At 40.4% G+C, this 22670-nt stretch carries 20 protein-coding genes; 8 read left to right on the top strand and 12 right to left on the bottom strand.

Annotation, left to right across the window (positions count from 1 at the left end):
• Positions 1-10 precede the first annotated feature (10 nt).
• The 7 genes from napH to trmB form a co-directional block, all read right to left on the bottom strand.
• The gene (gene napH, locus QQS40_RS05240) at positions 11-901 is read right to left on the bottom strand and encodes a quinol dehydrogenase ferredoxin subunit NapH (RefSeq protein ID WP_126470602.1); all 891 of its coding nucleotides are present in this window, start codon (positions 899-901) and stop codon (positions 11-13) included.
• Entirely contained in the window at positions 901-1806 is a 906-nt protein-coding gene (gene napG / locus QQS40_RS05235) for a ferredoxin-type protein NapG (protein WP_049356291.1), read from the bottom strand. Before napG ends, napH begins: the two co-directional genes overlap by 1 nt.
• A gap of 116 nt (positions 1807-1922) precedes the next feature.
• Positions 1923-4409: a nitrate reductase catalytic subunit NapA gene (gene napA / locus QQS40_RS05230; RefSeq protein WP_329506597.1), complete on the bottom strand. Its 2487-nt coding sequence runs from the start codon at positions 4407-4409 to the stop codon at positions 1923-1925.
• A 63-nt stretch (positions 4410-4472) separates the two neighbouring features.
• A complete protein-coding gene (locus QQS40_RS05225; RefSeq protein ID WP_049367905.1) occupies positions 4473-4736 on the bottom strand; it encodes a chaperone NapD in 264 nt (87 codons plus the stop codon).
• A complete protein-coding gene (gene napF / locus QQS40_RS05220) occupies positions 4723-5265 on the bottom strand; it encodes a ferredoxin-type protein NapF (RefSeq protein ID WP_289901554.1) in 543 nt (180 codons plus the stop codon). The genes QQS40_RS05225 and napF overlap by 14 nt, the downstream gene beginning before the upstream one ends.
• A 223-nt stretch (positions 5266-5488) precedes the next feature.
• A complete protein-coding gene (locus QQS40_RS05215) occupies positions 5489-5830 on the bottom strand; it encodes a YggL family protein (protein WP_329506594.1) in 342 nt (113 codons plus the stop codon).
• 50 nt (positions 5831-5880) lie between these two features.
• On the bottom strand, positions 5881-6627 hold the full coding sequence (trmB, locus tag QQS40_RS05210) for a tRNA (guanosine(46)-N7)-methyltransferase TrmB (RefSeq protein WP_329506593.1): 747 nt from the start codon (positions 6625-6627) through the stop codon (positions 5881-5883).
• A 113-nt stretch (positions 6628-6740) separates the two neighbouring features.
• On the opposite strand from trmB, the gene priA reads away from it, so the two are divergent.
• Positions 6741-8930: a primosomal protein N' gene (gene priA / locus QQS40_RS05205; RefSeq protein WP_329506591.1), complete on the top strand. Its 2190-nt coding sequence runs from the start codon at positions 6741-6743 to the stop codon at positions 8928-8930.
• A 92-nt stretch (positions 8931-9022) separates the two neighbouring features.
• Positions 9023-9889: a cell division protein FtsN gene (gene ftsN / locus QQS40_RS05200; RefSeq protein ID WP_289901557.1), complete on the top strand. Its 867-nt coding sequence runs from the start codon at positions 9023-9025 to the stop codon at positions 9887-9889.
• 238 nt (positions 9890-10127) lie between these two features.
• Here the strand turns inward: ftsN and proB are convergent, their stop codons facing one another.
• Positions 10128-11237, bottom strand: coding sequence for a glutamate 5-kinase (gene proB, locus QQS40_RS05195; protein ID WP_297568856.1), 1110 nt, complete (start codon positions 11235-11237; stop codon positions 10128-10130).
• Positions 11238-11378: 141 nt separating this feature from the next.
• On the opposite strand from proB, the gene folA reads away from it, so the two are divergent.
• Together folA and uhpC are read left to right on the top strand one after the other, a co-directional pair.
• Positions 11379-11864, top strand: a complete 486-nt coding sequence (gene folA / locus QQS40_RS05190) for a type 3 dihydrofolate reductase (RefSeq protein ID WP_297568857.1) — start codon at positions 11379-11381, stop codon at positions 11862-11864.
• A 202-nt stretch (positions 11865-12066) separates the two neighbouring features.
• Entirely contained in the window at positions 12067-13392 is a 1326-nt protein-coding gene (gene uhpC / locus QQS40_RS05185; protein WP_297568860.1) for an MFS transporter family glucose-6-phosphate receptor UhpC, read from the top strand.
• Positions 13393-13470: 78 nt separating this feature from the next.
• Here the strand turns inward: uhpC and pfkA are convergent, their stop codons facing one another.
• From pfkA to dprA, 4 genes are all read right to left on the bottom strand, one after another.
• Positions 13471-14436 carry a 6-phosphofructokinase gene (gene pfkA, locus QQS40_RS05180; protein ID WP_297568864.1) on the bottom strand — a complete coding sequence of 322 codons (966 nt, stop codon included), beginning with the start codon at positions 14434-14436 and terminating at the stop codon, positions 13471-13473.
• A 111-nt stretch (positions 14437-14547) separates the two neighbouring features.
• Complete coding sequence (locus QQS40_RS05175) at positions 14548-15141, bottom strand: HI_0983 family protein (protein ID WP_297568867.1); 594 nt, start codon at positions 15139-15141, stop codon at positions 14548-14550.
• Positions 15134-15910 (bottom strand): peroxide stress protein YaaA, encoded by a 777-nt coding sequence (gene yaaA / locus QQS40_RS05170; protein WP_297568870.1) that lies wholly within the window; start codon positions 15908-15910, stop codon positions 15134-15136. The genes QQS40_RS05175 and yaaA overlap by 8 nt, the downstream gene beginning before the upstream one ends.
• Before the next feature lie 63 nt (positions 15911-15973).
• A complete protein-coding gene (gene dprA, locus QQS40_RS05165) occupies positions 15974-17089 on the bottom strand; it encodes a DNA-processing protein DprA (protein WP_297568873.1) in 1116 nt (371 codons plus the stop codon).
• Between the two features lie 523 nt (positions 17090-17612).
• Between dprA and leuA the strand changes: the two genes are divergently transcribed.
• The 4 genes from leuA (at position 17613) to leuD (ending at position 22602) form a co-directional block, all read left to right on the top strand.
• Positions 17613-19160 carry a 2-isopropylmalate synthase gene (gene leuA / locus QQS40_RS05160; RefSeq protein WP_329506585.1) on the top strand — a complete coding sequence of 516 codons (1548 nt, stop codon included), beginning with the start codon at positions 17613-17615 and terminating at the stop codon, positions 19158-19160.
• Between the two features lie 175 nt (positions 19161-19335).
• Entirely contained in the window at positions 19336-20412 is a 1077-nt protein-coding gene (gene leuB / locus QQS40_RS05155) for a 3-isopropylmalate dehydrogenase (RefSeq protein ID WP_329506583.1), read from the top strand.
• 167 nt (positions 20413-20579) lie between these two features.
• A complete protein-coding gene (gene leuC, locus QQS40_RS05150; protein ID WP_329506581.1) occupies positions 20580-21989 on the top strand; it encodes a 3-isopropylmalate dehydratase large subunit in 1410 nt (469 codons plus the stop codon).
• 10 nt (positions 21990-21999) lie between these two features.
• Positions 22000-22602, top strand: a complete 603-nt coding sequence (leuD, locus tag QQS40_RS05145; RefSeq protein ID WP_329506579.1) for a 3-isopropylmalate dehydratase small subunit — start codon at positions 22000-22002, stop codon at positions 22600-22602.
• Positions 22603-22670: the final 68 nt, after the last annotated feature.

Genomic DNA, 22670 nt, shown 5'->3' with positions numbered 1-22670 from the left:
CATTCAATAATTAAATATTTTTAATTTTTATTTGTTTCTCAAAGCGAGAACCAAATGTAAATACATTTTCTGCACAAACGTCAATGCAACGTCCACAAGTAATACAATCTTTTGCCAATATGATTTGACTGTCTTCTGATCCACCGTGCAAAGGAAGTCTTAATACTTGCGGTTCTGGGCAAACATTATAACAGTCCATACAACGGTCACAGCGATCGCGATCGACTACATTAATTTTAATTAGGCTTTTAGCACCAATCACACCATACATCGCGCCAATTGGGCAAAGGTGACCACACCAACCATGTTCAGCAACAAGTAAGTCAAATAGGAAGATAACTGCTACCAACCAAAGCGTTGCACCTGTTCCAAAGACGAATATGCGTCCAAGTGCTGCAACAGGGTTTATCCATTCCCATAAGAGTGTACCCGTTATTGCACTACCAACTAATATCACGGCTAAAATCACATAGCGAAGTTGACGTGAAATTTTTAATGATTGTCGAATACCTAATTTTCTGCGTAACCAAGCTGCTGCATCAGTCACAATATTCATTGGACAAACCCAACTACAAAAGGCTTTGCTCGCAATGATGGCGTAGAATATGACAATAACCAAGGCACCAATAATCGTTGTGACTTCTGGTAGGTAACCTGTCACTAAACTTTCAGCGGTAATCAATGGATCTGTCAATGGCACAGTATCCAAAAGCATGCTTGAGCTGTAATTGCCTTTTAGAATCCAAACTTGCCAAATCGGGCCGCTTAAGAACATTAAAATAATACTTAATTGACTAATTCGACGTAGAATTAAAAAGCGATAAGCATGCCACCAACCAAGTTTTTGACGTGCTTCTAAGCCAGCATCTTTTGGCTTATTCGGGGTATATTTTTCAGCCATTATTTAACCCCCTTAATGTTTAAATCCAAATTCGGGAACTGTTCAGCTTCCGGCACTGTGGTTGGATTTGGAACATAATCCATTGTTGCACGATTCGGTGTTGCCACTTTTTGGTTTGGCTGAACCTGCATTGGTTGATAAACCGGCTCATGTAAGTCTTCTGGCGTACGAGCATCCATTGCTGGACGTAAGCCATCCGGATGTTGTTCCTCAATTAAGGATTTTCCCGCATTTTGTTTTTCTTTCCAACCTAAGCGATAGTGGCGACCGAGCAGTCCTTTGGCGATATCCATCGGTAAGACTTTGATTGCCGCTTCTTCTAACACACAAGCTTGTTCACATTTACCACATCCAGTGCAAGCATCAGAGTGAACGGTTGGAATAAGCTTTGCATGAATCCCCGTACGATCATTGTGGATGCGTTCAAGCGTAATCGCTTTATCCACTAATGGGCAAACTCGATAACAAACATCACAACGTAAACCTTGCCAGTTTAAGCAGGTTTCATGATCCAGCAAGACGGCTAAGCCCATTCTAGCATCATTGATATCTTTAAGCTCTTCACTTAATGCACCACTTGGACAAGCATTCATACATGGAATATCCGGACACATTTCGCAAGGTTTATCCCGAGCGATAAAATACGGTGTGCCCGCTTCCATTGGTGAAATTAGCGAAGCTAAATGCAACATATCATATGGACACGCTTGGACACATTGTCCGCAACGGGTACAAGCTGCCAAGAAATCCTTTTCCGGTAAAGCACCAGGTGGACGTAAGGCGATTCCTTCTTTAGCTTTAGCTTGTTGTTGCTGTAAGCCAAGAATAATACCAACCCCACACACTCCGGCAGCCGTTCTTGTCACATTTTTTAAAAACTGACGACGGTTAGGATCAAGTCTCATCTGCGTTTCCTTTTATAAGCGGCCCGATTTTGTGAAAATGTTGCAAAATTTGACCGCTCTTATTTTAAATTCCCTTCTCTTGAAAGAGAGGAGTGACTAAAAACAAAAGGAAAATCCTACGCTTTTTCTACTTTAACCGCACATTTTTTATAGTCGGTTTCACCTGAAATCGGATCGGTTGCGTCCAATGTTAATTTGTTCGCAAGTTGGCCGGCATCAAAGAAGGTTGTGTAAATTAAGCCCTGAGGACATTTGTTACGACCACGGGTATCTAAGTAAGAAACCATTTCACCACGTCGTGTAATTAATTTCACTTTATCCCCATGACGTAAGCCATATTTTTTCGCATCCGCTGGGTGCATCCAAACTAAGTTGTTCGGGAACGCACGGTGTAATTCAGGTACACGACGAGTCATGGTACCGGTATGCCAGTGTTCAAGTACACGACCAGTACATAACCATAATGGATATTCTTCATCTGGTGATTCTGCAGGGTCTTCATAAGGCACACCTAAGATAATTGCTTTTTTATCCGGATAACCGTAGAACGCAACATCTTCGCCTGCTTTAACATACGGGTCAAAGCCTTCACGGTAACGCCATAAGGTTTCTTTACCGTCAACAACCGGCCAACGTAAACCACGTACTTGGTGATAAGTATCGAATGGTGCTAAGTCATGGCCATGACCACGACCAAAGCTTGCGTATTCTTCGAATAAGCCTTTTTGTAGGTAGTAGCCGAAGTGTTCTGCTTCATCATTGATGTATCCTGGAACATCCGTTGGTACTTTATATTTGTTTACTTCACCATTCTCGTAAAGTACTTCATATAAAGTCTTACCACGATATTCTGGCATTTGAGCTAATAATTCTTCGCCCCATACTTCATCTGTTTTGAAGTATTTAGAGAATTCCACAATTTGCCATAAGTCAGAACGAGACTCACCAGGACCTTTCACTTGTTGACGCCATAATTGGGTACGACGTTCTGCGTTACCATAGCCCCCTTCTTTTTCTACCCACATACAAGTTGGAAGAATTAAGTCTGCTGCAACCGCAGAAACGGATGGATAAGGATCAGAGACAACAATGAAGTTTTCAGGATTACGCCAACCAGGGAAAATCTCTTCATTAATATTTGGCCCCCCTTGCATATTGTTGGTACACATTTGCCATAAGAAGTTTAATTTACCATCTTTTAATGCACGGCTTTGTTGTACAGCGGAATATCCAGGTACAGTTGGAATCGTACCTTTTGGTAATTTCCATTTTTTTTCTGCAAGCTCAACATGTTTTGGATTGGTAACCACCATGTCTGCTGGTAAACGGTGGACGAAAGTCCCCACTTCTCGCGCTGTGCCACAAGCCGAAGGTTGCCCCGTTAATGAGAATGGTCCACAACCTGGTTTAGAAATTTTACCGGTTAATAAGTGTACGTTATAGATCATGTGGTTAACCCATACACCACGAGTGTGTTGGTTAAAGCCCATTGTCCAGTAAGAAACTAAGTTCTGTTCTGGATCCGCGTACATTTTCGCGAGGGTTTCAAGCTGATCTTTTGGTACACCAGAAATACGGTGTGCTTCGTCTAATGTATAAGGTGCAACGATTTTCTTGAATTCTTCGAAGTCAGAGTCATACATTTTACCTGCAGTTTTACGGTTTTTCGCTGCAACTTCAAGTGGGTGTTCTGGACGTAGACCATAACCGATATCAGTTTCACCACGTTTGAATTTAGTATGTTTATTAACGAAGTCCCAGTTTACTTTATCGTTTTGGATAATGTAGTTTGCAATGTAGTTAAGGATTGCAAGGTCTGAATGTGGATTAAATACGATAGGCACATCAGCTAATTCAAACGAACGGTGTTCGAAAGTTGACATAACTACAACTTTCACATTATCAGAAGAAAGACGACGGTCAGAAATCCGAGACCATAAAATTGGGTGCATTTCCGCCATGTTTGAACCCCAAAGCACAAACGCATCGGTTTTTTCGATGTCGTTATAGCAGCCCATAGGTTCATCCATACCAAATGTACGCATAAACGCAACCGCTGCAGACGCCATACAGTGACGAGCATTAGGATCGATAGTATTTGAACGAAGACCAGCTTTCCAAAGTTTTACTTTTGCGTAACCTTCGTAGATGGTTGTTTGACCTGAAGAGAACATACCAACTGAATTCGGTTCTTTTTTCTTCAAGATGTCTTTGATTTTTTCCGCCATGATAGTGAAAGCTTGATCCCAAGAAACTGGTGTAAAGTCACCTTCTTTATGGAATTTACCATCTTTCATACGTAATAATGGCGTTTTTACACGGTCTGCACCATACATGATTTTAGAAAGGAAGTAACCTTTGATACAGTTTAAACCACGGTTTACCTCTGCATCTGGGTCACCTTGAGTCGCAACAACTCGACCATCTTTGGTTCCTACCAATACGCTACATCCTGTACCACAGAAACGACATGGCGCTTTATCCCATTTGATGCCCATATCTTCTGCCGCATCAACCTGTTTAACAGGGATGGTCATACCGGCAGCCGCTGCTGCTGCAAGCGCAGCATTGGCTTTCATAAAATCTCTACGATTAAGTTCCATAGTTTTCCCCACTCGTTGTTGAATTTTTTAGAATATACAAAATGGCATGTATACCTAAATTATTTATTTTTCATCTAAGTAATTAGAAATTAAAGAAACGACAATCACTCCTGGGATATCTTTAATTTCATCCATAAGATCCGCTAATGCTAATTGACGGTTACTTTCAAGGGTGACCACCAATTTGCCTTCATCAGATTTTTCGCCATGAATTTCAGCAGTTGGAATCGCTAAAATGGCTTCTTTGACTTGGTTAAGTTTTTCTGGTCTGGCTTGCACAACAATGCTGCATACATACCAGTTCTCATTTTCGCTAAATTGACTCATCGATATTTGTTTCAATATTAAAAATTTTTATTGCTTTTGTTGGGCAAACGCTTAAACAAGCACCACAACCATTACAACTTTCTAAATCTAAAATGGGTTTTGCCACACCACCAAGCTGTAATCGAAAACGGATGGCATTCATCGGACAGCTATCTTGGCAACTTCGACATTCCACTCGATTTTCTGTGAGGCACTGCGTTGTAATCTCAACTTTATGTGCCCAAGGCTCTTCTTCTAATGAACGAAAAATCGGTTGTTCGCAGACTAAAACACATTTTTGGCAGAAAGTGCATTCGCCTTTGTCAAATTGTATTTCAGGAAAACCACCATCACCTTTTACGATAATTTGGGTTTCACATACCAGTATGCAATCACCGCATCGAGTACATTTATCTGTAAAGTCTGTTTCGTTTACCGACCAAGGTGGACGGATAGCATTTATACCTTGAATTTTAGCGTTTTCAGAATGTAACGATTGTAAAAATTGCCCACGTAATAATTGTCTGCGAGAAGGATTTTCAATCGCCATATTTTTCTTTAAAGTTCGGTATTTTCAAGGGGAGCATTATCCAGTTCTAATGACAAGATAGTAACTACCTAAAAGGAGTAATTTTCAAAAAATATACACTTTTATTGAGTTAGATCAAGGATATTTTTAAAATATGTTATTAATGTAAATAAATTGTTAAAAAATAAGTGAAAATGATTATTAAATAGGGCGAATGATCCGCCCTGAAGTGTGCTTAAAAATATTACGCGTTTTTTGTTGGGTAATCCCACCAAATATCGAATAATTCGCTGATTTCGATTTGTTGCAATTTATTCTCTTCTAACCATTTTTGTACTAATTGGCGATGGCTTTCATCACATTTGCCGATTTTCTCTAAGCAAACTAAGCCTTCCCAATGTAAATAGCCGCTACCTTCATAAGCTAAGCCGTTTGGTTGAATCACTTCAGCAATAAAACGATCAACGGTTTCATCGATAGTTTCGATGCTGCTACCTTCAGCAAATTGCCAATTCACTAAAAAGCCTAATTCTTGGAATTCAGCTAAGTGAAGTTTTTTACGTTGACGTTGATTACGAGTTGTCATTTCAATGTTCTCCTATGTTAAGGTAATGGGTATAGTCATCATCTCGATGATTATTTTTTCTTAAAGTATAAATCCCACACACCGTGACCTAAACGATGACCGCGTGCCTCAAATTTTGTGAGAGGGCGGAAATCAGGACGTGGAATATAATCTTGTTCGGCAGTATTGACTAAATTTTCATTGGCTGAAAGCACTTCAAGCATTTGTTCTGCATAGTTCTCCCAGTCCGTTGCCATATGAATAAAGCCATTTCGTTGTAATTTTTGGACGACTTGCTCTACAAAGTGCGGTTGAACAATACGGCGTTTATGATGTTTTGCTTTATGCCAAGGGTCAGGGAAGAAAAGTTGTAAACCGCCCAATTCGCCATCTTTCACACAATCACGTAAAATTTCAGTGGCATCATGGCAAATCACGCGAAGGTTTTTCACGCCTTTTTCTACCGCATAAGCAATACAGGCACCCACACCAGGCGTGTGCACTTCAATACCGAGATAATTTTTATCAGGATTCGCTTCAGCCATATCCACTAAAGATTTCCCCATTCCGAAGCCAATTTCTAATATAACGGGATTCGTGTTGCCATAAATCGCGGCAAAATCAAAAGGGGTGTTTTGATAATCTAATCCAAGATCAGCCCAGTGATCGTTCATCATGTTTTTTTGAAAATCACTTAAGCGACCCGTCCGCAACACAAAGCTACGAACTTTACGTTTATAACGACCATCTTCTGTAAATTCAGCCGTTTCAACGGTTTTACGTTTTTGATCAGCAAAGGTTTTTTGCTCTTCTGTCATGGTTTTTATTCGCTTAATTAAAATTGGCGGCGATTATACACTAAAAGGCAAGGTTGTGGGATTTTTCCACCTAATTCCCGTATAATAGCGAAAATTTTTAATTGTTTTTTGTTATGAATATTGTCCGAGTTGCATTAGCCGTACCGCTTCCCCGATTTTTTGATTATCTCTATTCGCCCGACTTGATGCCAGTCGTAGGTGGACGCGTGTTGGTGCCTTTTGGTTCGCAAAAACGAGTCGGGATCGTGGTAGATTTGCCCGCTTCTTCGGATGTAGCAAAAGAAAAGTTAAAACCGATTATTGATGTGCTTGATGCTGAATCACTTTTTAATTCCACAACTTGGGATTGGTTAGCTTGGTCGGCTAATTATTATCGTGCAGCATTAGGTGATGTGTTGTTTCAAGCCTTGCCAGTCAAACTTCGTAATGGAGAAAGTGCGGTAAAAAATGACCGCACTTTTTGGCGTATTACGGACCTTGGAAAACAAGCATTAGAATCGGGTGAATTAAAACGCGCTAAAAAACAAATTGAAGCCTTAAATTTGTTGCTCACGCAAGATCTAGAAAAAGGTAACAATGAAATTAGTTCCGCAATTTGGTCATCCCTTAAAGGCAAAGATTATGTGGAAGAGATTATTGTGCCTACAGAACAAAAAAGTTGGCAGCAAGCTTTAGGGAATAATCCTTTAGTTAATCTTGATAATCGATTGACCTTAAACAAGCAACAAGCCCTTGCATTTAGCCAGTTACTTTTCCAAGAAGGCTTTAATGTGTGGTTGTTAGAGGGCGTGACCGGTTCAGGTAAAACTGAAATTTACCTGCAATACATTGAAGAAGTTTTAAAGAAAGGCAAACAGGTTTTAGTGCTTGTTCCTGAAATTGGACTTACCCCTCAGACCGTGAGACGGTTCCAAGCTCGCTTTAATGTAGAAATTGATGTATTGCATTCCAACTTGAATGATACACAGCGCTTAAATGTTTGGGAGCGAGCAAAAACAGGACAGAGTGCGATCGTGATTGGTACGAGATCGGCGCTCTTCACCCAGTTTTCAGATCTCGGCTTAATCATTTTAGATGAGGAACATGACGGCTCGTTTAAACAGCAAGATGGTTGGCGTTATCATGCGAGAGATTTAGGCATTGTGTTAGCGCAAAAACTCAATATTCCTATTTTGTTAGGTTCTGCGACCCCAAGTTTGGAAAGTGTGAATAACGTACAAAATAGTAAATATCATCATTTGGTGCTATCAAAAAGGGCTGGAAATGCGACCGCACTTCGCCAGTTTGTGATTGATTTAAAACATCAACGAATTCAAAACGGCTTATCCGAACCGCTATTGCAACGTATGCAAGAACACTTAGAAAAAGGCAACCAAGTGTTGTTGTTCCTTAATCGACGTGGATTTGCGCCCGTGTTGTTATGTCATGAATGTGGCTGGATTGATGAATGTCATCATTGCGAAAAACCTTATACTTATCACCAACATCAGCGCGTTTTACGCTGCCATCATTGTGGTGCACAAAAAACAGTGCCGATGCAATGTGGCCATTGTGGTTCAACACATTTAGTCACAACGGGTTTAGGTACAGAACAACTGGAGGAAACCCTAAAAGCACGTTTTCCTCAATATAATATTGCACGTATCGATCGTGATAGCACAGCACGAAAAGGCAAGCTTGAAGGTTATTTAGAGGATATTCAGCAAGGTAAAAGCCAGATTTTAATTGGCACACAAATGTTAGCTAAAGGACACCATTTTCCGAATGTCACTTTGGTTGCTTTAGTGAATGTAGATAATGCCTTATTTTCCCTTGATTTCAGAGCCGAAGAACGTTTAGCGCAACTTTATGTACAAGTTGCAGGACGCTCAGGCAGAGCTGAAAAACAGGGCGAAGTGGTTTTGCAGACACATTATCCGGATCACCCGTTATTAACCACCTTGCTTGAAAAAGGCTACCAAGCCTTTGCAGAAGAAACGCTGAAGTTACGCCATAATATGGGCTTGCCTCCGTTTAGTTTCCAAGCGTTGTTTAAAGCACAATGTCGTCATTCTGAAGAGGCGGAAAATGCATTGTCACAATTAGCCTCTTTCTTCTATGAACAAAAAATTGAAGGCTTGCAAGTGTTGGGGCCGATTCCCGCACCGTTCAGCAAAAAAGCGGGGCAGTATCGCTGGCAGTTATTATTACAGCATGCTTCTCGGAAACAATTACACACGGCATTAAGTCGGTACTCGCCAGAGTTAATAAAGCCTTCTCAAGTGCGGTTGATTTTAGACGTGGATCCATTGGACTTGAGTTAGCAAAATCCCCTAGAAAAATGCACAGTTTTTCAGTAGAATTAAGTATTTTTTACACTTTAATTTTAATTAATCGAATATTTTAGGATTGTATCGTGGCTCATCGAGATTTTGCCGGTCGAAACGGCTCAAAAAATAATAAAAAGAAAGCACAGAAAAGTTTCAATCGCAATACCTTAATTGGTCTTGCATTAGTGGCGGTATTAGGTTTTGGTTTAGGGCTTTATTTCTTAAAAAGCAAAACGCCTGAACCTGTAGTGACAACAACGGTTCAACCAGAAAAACCGCAACCGAAAAGTGTGTTACCAAATCGTCCAGAAGAAGTATGGCACTATATTAAAGAATTAGAAACCCGTACTGTGCCGGTGGATAATAATCCTTCTTCTGTTGAAAAAAATATGCGTTTGACGGAAGAGCAGCGTCAAGTGCTGATTCAAATGGAAAAAGAGCAAAAGGCAGCAGAGGAAGCAAAAAAATTAGAAGCTCAACGTAAAGAGCAAGAAGCAGCGAATACAGAAAAAACCACAGCTCAAGCACAACAAGCTCAATCAGCACAAACAGCTCAAGCTCAGCCAGCTCAGCAAACAGAAAAAACAGAGGCGAAAAAGCCTGAGTCAGTTAAAAAGTCTGAACAGCCGAAAAAAGCGGATGTGGTAAAAGCAGAACCTGTAAAAACAGAACCAGCTAAAATAGAGCAACCGAAAAAAGCCGAACCGAAACCTGCTGAACAGCAAGTACAGGCTGGTGGTAAAAAATTTGGTTTGCAATGTGGCGCATTTAAAAATCGCGCACAAGCAGAAAGTTTACAAGGTCGTCTTGCGATGGCGGGTGTAAATGCACAAATTATGCGAAATGAAGAATGGAATCGTGTCCGCGTAGGACCATTTAGCAGTCGAGATGCCGCAACTGCTGTTCAAGATACAGCAAAACCTGTAGCAAGCTGTGTCGTCATAGGAATGTAATGAAAAAATAAAACATTAAAAGTGCGGTACAAATAAAAATAACCGCACTTTTTTTATTTCCTATCACCGTTGTTATTACTGCGATAGCTATAGATGAAAAAATGGTTATCATCATGCCAATATCCCGCCCCTCTTTAGTCAATAAGGAACTACACTTATACCTCCTATATATTTACCCACTAAAATTGGCTACGATATTTTCAAGAATAACCTTTGAGTAGATGATAAATCTTTAATGCTATAACACAATCATATCATCACGATGTAACGCAACTGCACCGTACTCATAGCCAAGAATTTGCTCAATTTCCTGGGATTTTTTCCCTTTGATTAATTCCAACGCATCGCTGTTATAACGCGGCATACCAAGTGCAATCACTTTACCTGAGGTATTCTTAATTTTGACGACTTCACCACGTGAGAAACACCCTTCCACAGCCGTAATTCCTGCAGGCAGCAACGATTTATTCTGTACTAACATGGCATTTTCAGCACCCTCATCAATCGTCAGCATACCCGCTGATGGAGCTGCAAATAACCACTGTTTACGACTTTCGAGACGATCTGAATGATGTGCAATAAATTTCGTGCCAATTGGTTTATCGTAGGCTAAATCCACAATCACATCAGGTCGGCTACCTGGTGCAATTATCGTTTCAATACCTGAACGCGTTGCCACATCTGCTGCAATAATTTTTGTACTCATCCCGCCAGTACCAAGGTTTGTACCACTACCGCCTGCAATCGAACGAATATGATCAGTAATTTGCTCAACCACTGGAATCAATTTCGCATCTGGATTTTTACGAGGATCGCTTTCGAACAAACCTTGTTGATCCGTTAATAAATAAAGTTGTTCCGCTTGCACTAAAATCGCGACTAATGCAGATAAGTTATCATTATCTCCTACTTTTATCTCAGCTGTTGCCACCGCATCATTCTCGTTAATCACAGGAATAATATGATTGTCTAACAGGGCATGTAATGTATCGCGCGCATTTAAAAAACGTTCACGGTCTTCAATATCAGCACGAGTTAATAAAATTTGTCCAATATGAATATCATAAATCGCAAATAATTTTTCCCAGGCTTGAATCAGCTGACTCTGCCCTACTGCAGCTAGAAGTTGCTTTGACGCAATGGTTGGCGGAAGTTGAGGATGATTTAAATAATGCCGTCCTGCTGCAATCGCACCTGATGTCACAATCACGACACGAAAACCCGCTTGATGAAGCTGGGCAATCTGGCGAACAATATCGACCATGTGAGGCGCATTCAATTTTGGGGAACCATGTGTTAATGTGCTAGTACCAAATTTTACGACGATTGTTTTGCGATTTGCCGACATAGTTTGTCCTCAGTGAAAAAATAGAAAAGTGCGGTTAAATTAGCACTAAAATTAATAAAAATCACGAAAAAAACCATCTCAAATTCAGATTTTCTGAATAGCTATGATATAATGCAAAAAAAGAAAAATAGGATAGAAAATATGACATTAAGTTTGATCGTTGCGATAACAAAAAATAACGTCATCGGAAAAGATAATCAAATGCCTTGGCACTTGCCTGCTGATTTAGCCTGGTTTCGTAAAAACACTACGGGAAAACCGGTGATTATGGGCCGTAAAACTTTCGAAAGCATTGGTCGCCCACTACCGAAACGGACTAATATTGTCCTTTCACGCACGCCTTACGAACATGAAGGTGTCATCTGGAAAAATAGTTTTGAAAGTGCGGTCGATTTTGTCAAAGAATTTGATGAAATTATGTTGCTCGGCGGCGGAGAGTTATTTAAACAATATTTACCTAAAGCAGATAAATTGTACCTCACGCAAATTCAAGCAGACATTGACGGTGACACCTTCTTCCCTGAAATTAATTGGGCTGAATGGAACATCGAGTTTGAAGAATATCGCCAAGCGGATGCGGATAATCCCTATGATTGTCGTGTTTTTATTTTGCAACGTAAAGCATAAAACACATCTAAACCATCCTAAAGCAAAGTGCGGTCAAAACCTTAAAAATTTTGACCGTACTTTGTTCTTACACCATCAAATCAACGATTCATCAAGCCATTTTTTCCTATAAATCCCCAGTTTTTTGATCTGAGTCCCCTTTTGAAAGTCGGCTTTGTAATATACTGGAATAATTTATTATTATCATTAGAGGAGAAATATTATGGGTATCTTCAGTGTACCACCGGATCTACCGGTTACGAAAAGCAAAGAGGAGATCGACAAAACTTATCGTTACTGGCGATTACATTTGATGATCACTAGCTATATCGGATATGCCGTTTTCTATTTTACTCGTAAAAGCTTTAACTTCGTTATGCCTGCCATGCTGACGGACTTAGGGCTACAAAAAGCCGATATCGGGATCATGGGTACGGCGTTTTATCTTACCTACGGTGTGTCAAAATTCTTATCAGGTGTACTTGGTGATCGTTCTAATCCTCGTTACTTTATGGGGATTGGCTTAATGATGACGGGTGTCGTTAATATTCTATTCGGTATGAGTTCATCTATCTTTATGTTTATCACCCTTTGGATGATCAACGCCTTTTTCCAAGGTTGGGGATGGCCTCCATGTTCAAAAATTCTAAACACTTGGTACTCACGTAACGAACGAGGATTATGGTGGGCGATTTGGAATACCTCACATAACTTAGGTGGTGCACTCATTCCAATTTTATCTGGTGCCGTCGCCCTTTATTGGGGATGGCGTTACGGTATGATCGTGCCAGGAATTATAGCCTGTGTCATCGGTTTTGCTCTTTGTTTCTTATTGCGCGATCGCCCGACTTCAATGGGTCTCCCAACGGTTGGTGAATGGCGTAATGATATTGCTGAAAAAGAACATGAAAGTGAAGGTTTAGGTTTATCTAACTGGGAAATTCTTAAAATTTATGTGTTCAAAAACAGCATTATCTGGGCATTAGCATTCTCTTGGTGTTTTATTTATATTATCCGTACTGGTATCAACGACTGGGGTAACTTATATTTAACAGAAACCCACGGTTATGACTTACTTAAAGCAAACTCTGCTGTTTCTTTCTTTGAAATCGGCGGATTCTTAGGTGCGCTTTTTGCAGGTTGGGGGTCTGATAAATTCTTCAACGGAAACCGTACCCAAATGAACATTATTTATGTGTTAGGTATTATTTCAACTTCCTTAGCATTATGGTTCATCCCTAGCGATAACTATTTCATTATGTGTGGATTGTTCTTCCTGATGGGATTCTTTATCTTCGGTCCACAATTCCTTATCGCAATGGCGGCTGCGGAAAACTCCCATAAACATGCTTCAGGTTCTTCTACCGGTTTCGTTAGTCTCTTCGCCTATATTGGTGCAGCAGCAGCAGGTGCGCCATTAGCATGGATTATTCAATCTTTCCATTGGAATGGATTCTTTGGTAGCTTATTTATCGTTTCTCTCGCTTGTGCATTATTACTCATTTTAGTGTACTTCTTACAACGTAAGAGAAATAACCGAAAAGCCTAATCTACGGCATATAAAAATCGGGCTAAAACAATGATTATTTTAGCCCGATTTCTTTTGTTTTAAATAACCGTAAAAAGATTATTCTAAACGTTTAGCCATTTCTAACCAATCTGCTTTAAATTCACGGCGCATATTGTTAATTGCATCAATAATATCATGGTGAACTAATTTTTCATTTTGAATGCCCACGCAGTAGCCACCTTTCCCTTGTAACAATAAGTCTACTGCATACGAGCCCATACGAGAACCTAAGATTCGGTCAAAAGCACAAGGTGAGCCACCACGTTGAATATGGCCTAATACCGTTGCTCGAGTTTCATGTCCTACTCTGGATTCTATTTCGTGAGCTAAAGAATGCACATCTGTAATTAATTCAGTAATCGCAATAATCGCATGGCGTTTTCCGCGAATAATACTGCGTTCAATTTGGCGAATTAATTCTTCACGATTAAATTCCATTTCAGATGCCACGATATATTCACAACCACCGGCAATACCTGCAGAAATAGTTAAGTCACTACAGTGACGACCCATGATTTCTACGATAGAAATACGTTGGTGAGAACTTGAGGTGTCACGCAAACGATCAATGGCGTCCACTGCTGTTTGTAGGGCTGTTTGATAACCGATTGTGTAATCCGTGCCTGCTACATCGTTATCAATCGTGCCTGGAATACCTACGCAAGGGAAACCATGTTCTTCTGTGAGCAATTTTGCCCCCATATAAGAACCGTCCCCCCCGATAACTACTAAGGCATCAATACCATGTGAACGTAAAATTTCCGCACATTTCTCACGGACGGCAGGATCCTTAAATTCAGGGAAACGAGCAGACCCTAAGAATGTACCACCACGGTTAATCACATCTGATACACTATAACGGTTTAGCTGTTTGATTTTATTGTTATATAAGCCTTGATAACCATCGTAAATCCCAAATACTTCAAGCCCTTCTGCAAGTGCTGCTCGTACAACAGCACGAATAGCAGCATTCATGCCTGGTGCATCGCCACCACTGGTTAATACCGCAATTTTTTTAATCATACTTACCTACTTTGCATTCTAAAAATAACTAATAATAAGATTACACTATCCACTATTTCTGCTCTAGCAAAATTTTTAAAATTTACGCCAGATTTGATCTAGTTATAAGTTTTAGTGATTAAAATGATTTTCACACTTCCAAGACAAATCTGCTTTTTGTAGTGTCTTACTTTCTTTCGCCACTAAATATTTTTCTAAATGTCTTACTATCTTTACTTTACTTAAACGTTGAAATTTTTTACCTTGTTCTACTTTTTGAGAATATTGATATTGTACAAAACCACAAGAAGGAATATTTTTTCCTTTTGCAATATCTACCTGCCAAGATGGATTCTGTTCTGTTGGTGCATAAATGACATAACCAGTTAACTCTGTGGCAGGCTTTTTCGGATTCGTTGAATTAGCAAGGATTTTGAAATCTTTTACACCTAAATTACGGTATACCTTCTCACGTAATGTCACGCGTTGTTCTATAGTACGAACCAGATCGCGATCAAACAACACTTCAATCTGAGATTGCCAATTTTCTAATGTATCTGGCTCCATCAGATAAACGTAACGTGCAATCGTCCCCAAATCTTGGCTTGCAGTAAGCTTATAGGTTTTGCCGTTGTACTCAATTTTTTCAGGCGTTTGAAGCTGACTCACCTTTGCCGCACAACCTGAGAGTAAAAGTGCGGTCAATATAACAAGAATTTTATTCATTAATATCTCGCTTAAATACAAATTCTTTTTCAGTAGAGGATGCTGCATCAAACCAATAACCACCAAGGTTAAACTCTTTCAGTTGTTCAACACACTGTAAACGATTTTGAATGATAAAACGACACATTAAACCACGAGCTTTTTTCGCATAAAAGCTGATCACTTTGTATTGACCATTCTTATTATCTAAGAAAACTGGCTTAACAATCTGTGCGTCTAATTGGCTCTCTTTCACTGATTTATAATACTCATCTGAAGCTAAATTGATCAACACACGATCACCTTGCTCATCAAGTGCCTGTTGTACAGATTGAGTGATGATATTTCCCCAAAAAGCATAAAGATCTTTCCCTTTTGGATTCGCTAACTTTGTGCCCATTTCCAAGCGGTAAGGTTGCATTAAATCGAGGGGTTTAAGTAAGCCATATAGGCCAGAAAGCATACGTAAATGATGTTGAGCGAATTGTACATCTTCATCAGATAAACTATCAGCATCTAAGCCGGTGTAAACATCACCTTTGAATGCCCAAATGGCTGCGCGTGAATTTTTTTCGTTGTGAGATTTTGTCCATTCCGCAAAACGAGCGACATTTAGGCCTGCAAGTTTATCGCTGATAGACATTAAGGAAGAAAGATCTTGGGGAGATAATTGACGGCAGATTTCAATCAGTTGTTCACTATAATCCGTCAAGTGCGGTTGAGAAACAGGCAGATTTCTGACCGCACTTTCAAAATCTAAGGTTTTTGCTGGGGAAATAATGGCTAACATAGGTTCTCCTTTCTAAAACGAAACCGTATCTTAGCACAGGATAGCCTCCTCGCTCCACCCCGTTTACGCTACCCGCTTATAGAGTCCATTCTCATTGACGATTAAGTCTTGTAATTCCAAATCCAATAACTGTACTAAAAGCGAATCCACCGGCAAATTCAATGCTGCAGATAAATCATCGAGGCTTATTGGTGTATAACTGATATGTTGATAAAGTTCAGGATGACTCGGCTCCACAGCTGGTGTTTTTGCTGTGAGCGGTTGAGTTATCGACTGATTGATTAGCACATGTACTGGCGGCTGAAAAACAACACTATGGTTGAGGCTATCTAAAATATCTTTAACATTTTCCACCAACATCGCCCCTTGCTTAATCAATTTATGGCAGCCTTGACTGTATTCACTTTGAATATTCCCCGGCAGCGCAAAAATATCGCGATTTTGTTCTAAGGCATAACGTGCTGTAATGAGTGAACCGCTTTTCTCTGTGGCTTCAATGACTAATGTTCCTAATGAAAGCCCGCTGATAATGCGATTACGGCGAGGAAAGTTTTCGGCAATCGGTGCTTGCGTAGGGATAAATTCAGAAACTAATGCCCCGTTATTTTCGATAATTTGCTCGGCTAATCGGCGATGTTTCGCGGGGTAAATGTGCGCTAATCCACTGCCCAATACGGCAATGGTTTGTCCTTGAATATCCACCACCGCCTGGTGACTAAATCCATCGATACCTAATGCAAGTCCACTCGTGACCGTCAATCCCGCGAGAGAAAGTTCTGTCGCAAAATATTTTGCCCAATATTCACCATAAGCCGAACAATAGCGACTCCCCACCATGGCGATTTGTTGAGCAGAAAGTGCGGTTAAATTGCCTTTCACAAATAATAAAGGCGGAAAACCACTAATTTGTTTGAGTAAAAAAGGATAGTCATCTGAAAAACTGTGAATTAAATGATGCCCTTCTTTTTCGGCCCAACTCAAAGCGGGTTCAATGAATTTCATTTCAGGCTGAAACCAACGACGAATCTGCAAAGATTTCCAGCCCATTTGTTGAAATGCAACTTCATCATAATTTAATAAGTCTTCTATACCTACATGGGCTAGAATTTGTTGAATTCGCACACTGCCCAATTTGGGGACTTGTGACAACCGCAATAAAATCGACGCAAAATCACTCATTTATTCTCTCCTTTAAAAAGAGAATTATGACAAGGTTGGTCTCCCAAAATGAAAGATTTGTCTTAATTTTGCGATTCAGATCGTAAAAAGCGAAAAAATTTTAGAAAAAATCTGCATACCAAAAATAATGAATAAAGCAGTATAAAAATGGCTCTATCAAAGTTCTTTTTAGAGACAAACCCCATACATCGCCACAAATTTAGAATAATAAACTTTTACAATAATGAAAATATAGCAACATTAAATATAAATCACTAAAAAATGGTTTGACAGTAAAACTTTTATCGGTAATATGAACAGCGTTTTACAGAATTTTTTATAGGATTATCTTTTTATGTACCAAGTTGTTTCTTTATCTCTCAACCTTCTGCTCTCACATTCTTTGTGCGGCTAAGTTGTGGATAAAAAACACCTTTATGTAAAAAATCTATTATCAACCCGCACTTTTAAGATTGCGGGTTTTTTCGTTTTAAAATCACGGTAAAAATGACCGCACTTTGAGTGATAAAAGAAGGAAAATACTATGACAGATCGCGTTATTATTTTTGATACCACCTTGCGTGATGGCGAACAAGCGTTAAAAGCAAGCTTAACCGTTAAAGAAAAGTTACAAATTGCTTTGGCACTTGAACGTTTAGGTGTGGATGTGATGGAAGTGGGTTTCCCGGTTTCTTCTCAAGGCGATTTTGAATCTGTTCAAACTATCGCGCGTCATATCAAAAATAGTCGTGTTGCAGCACTTTCCCGTGCGGTAAATAAAGATATCGATGCGGCTTACGAAGCCTTAAAAGTGGCGGAAGCTTTCCGTATTCATACTTTTATCGCGAGCTCCGCATTACACGTTGAAGCCAAATTAAAACGTACATTTGATGATGTCGTTGAAATGGCTGTGGCAGCGGTAAAACGTGCACGTAACTACACTGATGATGTGGAATTTTCTTGCGAAGATGCAGGCCGTACGGGCATCGATAATATCTGTCGTATTGTTGAAGCCGCAATTAATGCGGGTGCGACCACCGTAAACATTCCAGATACCGTTGGTTTCTGCTTACCAAATGAATACGGCAATATCATTGCTCAAGTGCGTAACCGCGTGCCAAATATCGACAAAGCTGTGATTTCTGTGCATTGTCACAATGACTTAGGTATGGCAACCGCTAACTCCTTAACCGCAGTACAAAATGGTGCTCGTCAAATTGAATGTACCGTAAACGGTATTGGTGAACGTGCAGGTAATACTTCACTTGAAGAAGTCGTGATGGCAATGAAAGTTCGCCAAGAATTTATGGGCGTGGATACACGTATCAACACGCAAGAAATTCACCGTGTCAGTCAAATGGTGAGCCAACTTTGTAATATGCCAATTCAACCAAATAAAGCGATTGTGGGTTCAAATGCTTTTGCTCACTCTTCCGGTATTCACCAAGATGGTATGTTGAAAAACAAAAATACCTACGAAATCATGTCACCAGAAACGATTGGCTTGAAGAAAGAGAAATTAAACTTAACCGCTCGTTCTGGTCGCGCAGCAGTAAAAGGTCACATGGCGGATATGGGTTACACCGAACAAGATTACGATTTAGACAAATTGTATGAAGCCTTCTTAAAATTGGCGGATAAAAAAGGCCAAGTGTTCGATTATGATTTGGAAGCCTTAGCCTTTATTGATATGCAACAAGGTGATGAAGATCGTTTAGTGTTAGATAAACTTTCTGCACACTCCACTAAAGAATATCCAGCAACTGCTTTTGTTCAAGTAGAATTGGATGGTAAAAAATTAAGTACCTCTTCTATCGGTGGTAATGGTCCGGTTGATGCTGTCTACAATGCGATCTTGAATTTAACCGGTTTAGATATCAAAATGTCCCACTATAACTTAACTGCAAAAGGCGAAGGTGCTGAAGCGTTAGGTCAGGTAGATATCGTGATTGAACACGAAGGCCGTAAATTCCATGGTGTTGGTTTAGCGACAGACATCGTTGAATCTTCCGCACTTGCTTTAGTTCATGCAATTAATGCCATTTATCGTGCTCATAAAGTTGCAGACATTAAAAGCCACAAAAATCACTAACCCAATCTCCCTCTTTAGCAAAGAGGGGTTAGGGGAGATTTGGCAGAAGTAACATCAACCTCAGTGGTAAATTTTATATCGTTAAAATCTCCCCCCAGCCCCTCTTTATAAAAGAGGGGAGAAAATATGAAAAAAATTAACCGCACTTTAGTGTGAAAGAAATAGGAAAAATAATATGCAATCATACAACATCGCTGTTCTACCGGGAGACGGTATCGGTCCGGAAGTCATGGCTGAAGCCATTAAAGTATTAAACAAAGTCCAAGAAAAATTCAGTTTCAAACTTAACTTTAACGAATTTTATGTGGGTGGCGCTGCAATTGATCACTGCGGTTGCCCATTACCGGCAGACACCTTAAAAGGTTGTGATGATGCGGATGCAATTTTGTTTGGCTCTGTAGGCGGCCCTAAATGGACAAATTTACCACCAGATCAACAACCAGAACGCGGTGCATTGTTGCCATTGCGTAAACATTTCAAATTATTCTGCAATCTTCGTCCTGCTACCCTTTATAAAGGCTTAGAAAAATTCTGTCCATTACGTGCAGATATTGCAGCGAAAGGATTTGATATGGTGGTTGTTCGTGAATTAACCGGCGGGATTTATTTCGGTCAGCCTAAAGGCCGTGAAGGTGAAGGTGCTCAAACCAAAGCATTTGATACCGAAGTTTATTACAAGTATGAAATCGAACGTATTGCGCATGCGGCTTTTGATGCGGCAATGAAACGTCGTAAACATGTGACGTCTGTGGATAAAGCGAACGTATTACAAGCTTCAATCTTATGGCGTGAAACTGTGACTGAAGTGTCGAAAGACTACCCTGAAGTGACCTTAGATCATATTTATATCGACAACGCGACTATGCAATTAATCAAAGCGCCTGAATCTTTCGATGTACTCCTCTGCTCTAACATTTTCGGCGATATTATTTCTGATGAAGCCGCGATGATCACAGGGTCTATGGGGATGTTGCCATCTGCTAGCTTAAACGAAGAAGGTTTCGGCTTATATGAGCCTGCTGGCGGTTCTGCACCAGATATCGCAGGCAAAGGCATTGCCAATCCAATCGCACAAATTCTTTCTGCGGCAATGATGTTGCGTTATAGCTTCAACTTAAATGATGCCGCTGATGCGATTGAAAATGCCGTGCAAAAAGTCTTAGCAAATGGTCACCGTACCGGTGATTTAGCCGATGACTCTGCCCCTGTTTCAACTGCGGAAATGGGTACGTTAATCGCTAATGCAATCTAATAAAAACAATTAAAGTGCGGTTTAAAAACACCCACAAAAAGCAACGCTTTTTGAACGTTGGCTCTGCCAACGGCTCCGAAGGAGCGAGTAAATCTTCAGGATTTACGAGTAATAATTTAACCGCACTTACTACTCTAACAAAAGCCTCTAACGAATTGAGAAAAATTATGGCAAAAACTCTTTACGAAAAATTATTCGATGCCCACGTGGTGTACGAAGCTGAAGGCGAAACGCCGATTTTGTATATTAACCGTCATTTAATCCATGAAGTGACCAGCCCACAAGCCTTTGACGGTTTGCGTGTTGCAGGCCGCCGAATACGTCAAGTCAGTAAAACTTTCGGTACCATGGATCACAGTATTTCTACCCAAATACGTGATGTGAACAAACTTGAAGGCCAAGCAAAAATTCAAGTACTGGAGCTTGCAAAAAACACGAAAGCGACCGGTATTCAATTATTCGACATGACCACCAAAGAACAAGGTATTGTGCATGTGATGGGACCGGAACAAGGCTTAACTTTGCCAGGTATGACGATCGTCTGCGGTGACTCCCATACCGCCACTCACGGTGCATTCGGTGCTTTGGCATTTGGTATTGGTACATCTGAAGTAGAACACGTATTAGCTACCCAAACCTTAAAACAAGCTCGTGCAAAAAATATGAAAATTGAAGTGCGCGGCAAAGTCGCGCCAGGCATTACCGCAAAAGACATTATTCTTGCCATTATCGGTAAAACAACCATGGCGGGCGGTACAGGCCATGTAGTGGAATTCTGCGGTGAAGCGATTCGTGACCTTTCTATGGAAGGTCGTATGACCGTTTGTAATATGGCGATTGAAATGGGCGCGAAAGCGGGTTTAATCGCACCGGATGAAACCACTTTCGACTATTTAAAAGGCCGTCCACATACACCGAAAGGTAAAGATTGGGAGGATGCAGTCGCTTATTGGAAAACCTTAAAATCTGATGATGACGCGCAATTTGATTCCGTCATTACATTAGAAGCCAAAGATATCGCACCGCAAGTCACTTGGGGCACCAACCCAGGCCAAGTAATCGGTATCGATCAACGAGTGCCTAATCCAACGGAAATGACCGATCCCGTGACTCGTGCTTCAGCAGAAAAAGCATTGAATTATATTGGCTTAGACGCTAACACTGATTTAAAAGATATCCCTGTAGATCAAGTATTTATCGGTTCTTGTACTAATGCTCGTATCGAAGATTTACGTGCGGCAGCGGCTGTCATGAAAGGCCGCAAAAAAGCCGATAATGTAAAACGTATTTTAGTGGTACCAGGTTCCGGTTTAGTGAAAGAACAAGCGGAAAAAGAAGGCTTGGATAAAATCTTTATCGAAGCGGGTGCTGAATGGCGTAATCCGGGCTGCTCAATGTGCTTAGGGATGAACGATGACCGTTTAGGTGAATGGGAACGTTGTGCTTCCACTTCAAACCGTAACTTTGAAGGTCGCCAAGGTCGTAACGGTCGTACTCACTTGGTGAGTCCTGCCATGGCTGCCGCAGCGGGAATGTTCGGTAAATTCGTTGATATTCGTGACGTCACATTAAACTAAGGAGCAGAAAATGGCAGGATTTAAACAACTTTCAGGCTTAGTAGTGCCATTGAATGCAGCAAACGTGGATACGGATGCGATTATTCCAAAACAATTTTTACAAGCGATTACGCGCGTAGGTTTCGGCAAACACTTATTCCATGAATGGCGTTATTTGGATGTAGAAGGCACTAAACCAAATCCAGATTTCGTGCTGAATTATCCACAATATCAAGGCGCGACCATTTTATTAGCACGTAAAAACCTAGGTTGCGGTTCTTCTCGTGAACATGCACCTTGGGCATTAGCCGATTACGGTTTCAAAGTGATGATCGCACCAAGTTTTGCAGATATTTTCTACAACAACAGCTTAAATAACCACATGTTACCGATTCGTTTAAGCGAAGAAGAAGTGGAAGAAATCTTCCAATGGGTCTGGGCAAATGAAGGCAAACAAATCCATATGGATTTGGAAGCGATGACCGTCACTGTAGGTGACAAAGTTTATCACTTTGAACTGGATGAATTCCGCCGTCATTGTTTATTAAATGGCTTGGATAACATCGGTTTGACATTACAACACGAAGATGCCATCAGTGAATACGAAAAAAATATTCCGGCATTTTTACGTTAATCTGTTTTTTTACTCGGACAGCAAATATTGCTAACCATTCGGCGGACAATTTGTCCGCCTTTCTTTTT

The organism is Haemophilus parainfluenzae (genome assembly GCF_036288925.1).
Lineage (GTDB): Bacteria > Pseudomonadota > Gammaproteobacteria > Enterobacterales > Pasteurellaceae > Haemophilus_D.
The sequence above is the reverse complement of the archived record's forward strand: the minus strand, read 5'-3'. Positions and strand labels throughout refer to the sequence as shown.

Coding starts and splice junctions, on each gene's coding strand:
- napF (WP_289901554.1), bottom strand. CDS start 5,265: ATGGCGATTGAAAATCCTTCTCGCAGACAATTATTACGTGGGCAATTT.
- leuA (WP_329506585.1), top strand. CDS start 17,613: ATGACAGATCGCGTTATTATTTTTGATACCACCTTGCGTGATGGCGAA.
- priA (WP_329506591.1), top strand. CDS start 6,741: ATGAATATTGTCCGAGTTGCATTAGCCGTACCGCTTCCCCGATTTTTT.
- leuB (WP_329506583.1), top strand. CDS start 19,336: ATGCAATCATACAACATCGCTGTTCTACCGGGAGACGGTATCGGTCCG.
- folA (WP_297568857.1), top strand. CDS start 11,379: ATGACATTAAGTTTGATCGTTGCGATAACAAAAAATAACGTCATCGGA.
- leuC (WP_329506581.1), top strand. CDS start 20,580: ATGGCAAAAACTCTTTACGAAAAATTATTCGATGCCCACGTGGTGTAC.
- QQS40_RS05175 (WP_297568867.1), bottom strand. CDS start 15,141: ATGAATAAAATTCTTGTTATATTGACCGCACTTTTACTCTCAGGTTGT.
- trmB (WP_329506593.1), bottom strand. CDS start 6,627: ATGACAGAAGAGCAAAAAACCTTTGCTGATCAAAAACGTAAAACCGTT.
- proB (WP_297568856.1), bottom strand. CDS start 11,237: ATGTCGGCAAATCGCAAAACAATCGTCGTAAAATTTGGTACTAGCACA.
- napA (WP_329506597.1), bottom strand. CDS start 4,409: ATGGAACTTAATCGTAGAGATTTTATGAAAGCCAATGCTGCGCTTGCA.
- leuD (WP_329506579.1), top strand. CDS start 22,000: ATGGCAGGATTTAAACAACTTTCAGGCTTAGTAGTGCCATTGAATGCA.
- dprA (WP_297568873.1), bottom strand. CDS start 17,089: ATGAGTGATTTTGCGTCGATTTTATTGCGGTTGTCACAAGTCCCCAAA.
- uhpC (WP_297568860.1), top strand. CDS start 12,067: ATGGGTATCTTCAGTGTACCACCGGATCTACCGGTTACGAAAAGCAAA.
- pfkA (WP_297568864.1), bottom strand. CDS start 14,436: ATGATTAAAAAAATTGCGGTATTAACCAGTGGTGGCGATGCACCAGGC.
- QQS40_RS05225 (WP_049367905.1), bottom strand. CDS start 4,736: ATGAGTCAATTTAGCGAAAATGAGAACTGGTATGTATGCAGCATTGTT.
- napG (WP_049356291.1), bottom strand. CDS start 1,806: ATGAGACTTGATCCTAACCGTCGTCAGTTTTTAAAAAATGTGACAAGA.
- napH (WP_126470602.1), bottom strand. CDS start 901: ATGGCTGAAAAATATACCCCGAATAAGCCAAAAGATGCTGGCTTAGAA.
- yaaA (WP_297568870.1), bottom strand. CDS start 15,910: ATGTTAGCCATTATTTCCCCAGCAAAAACCTTAGATTTTGAAAGTGCG.
- QQS40_RS05215 (WP_329506594.1), bottom strand. CDS start 5,830: ATGACAACTCGTAATCAACGTCAACGTAAAAAACTTCACTTAGCTGAA.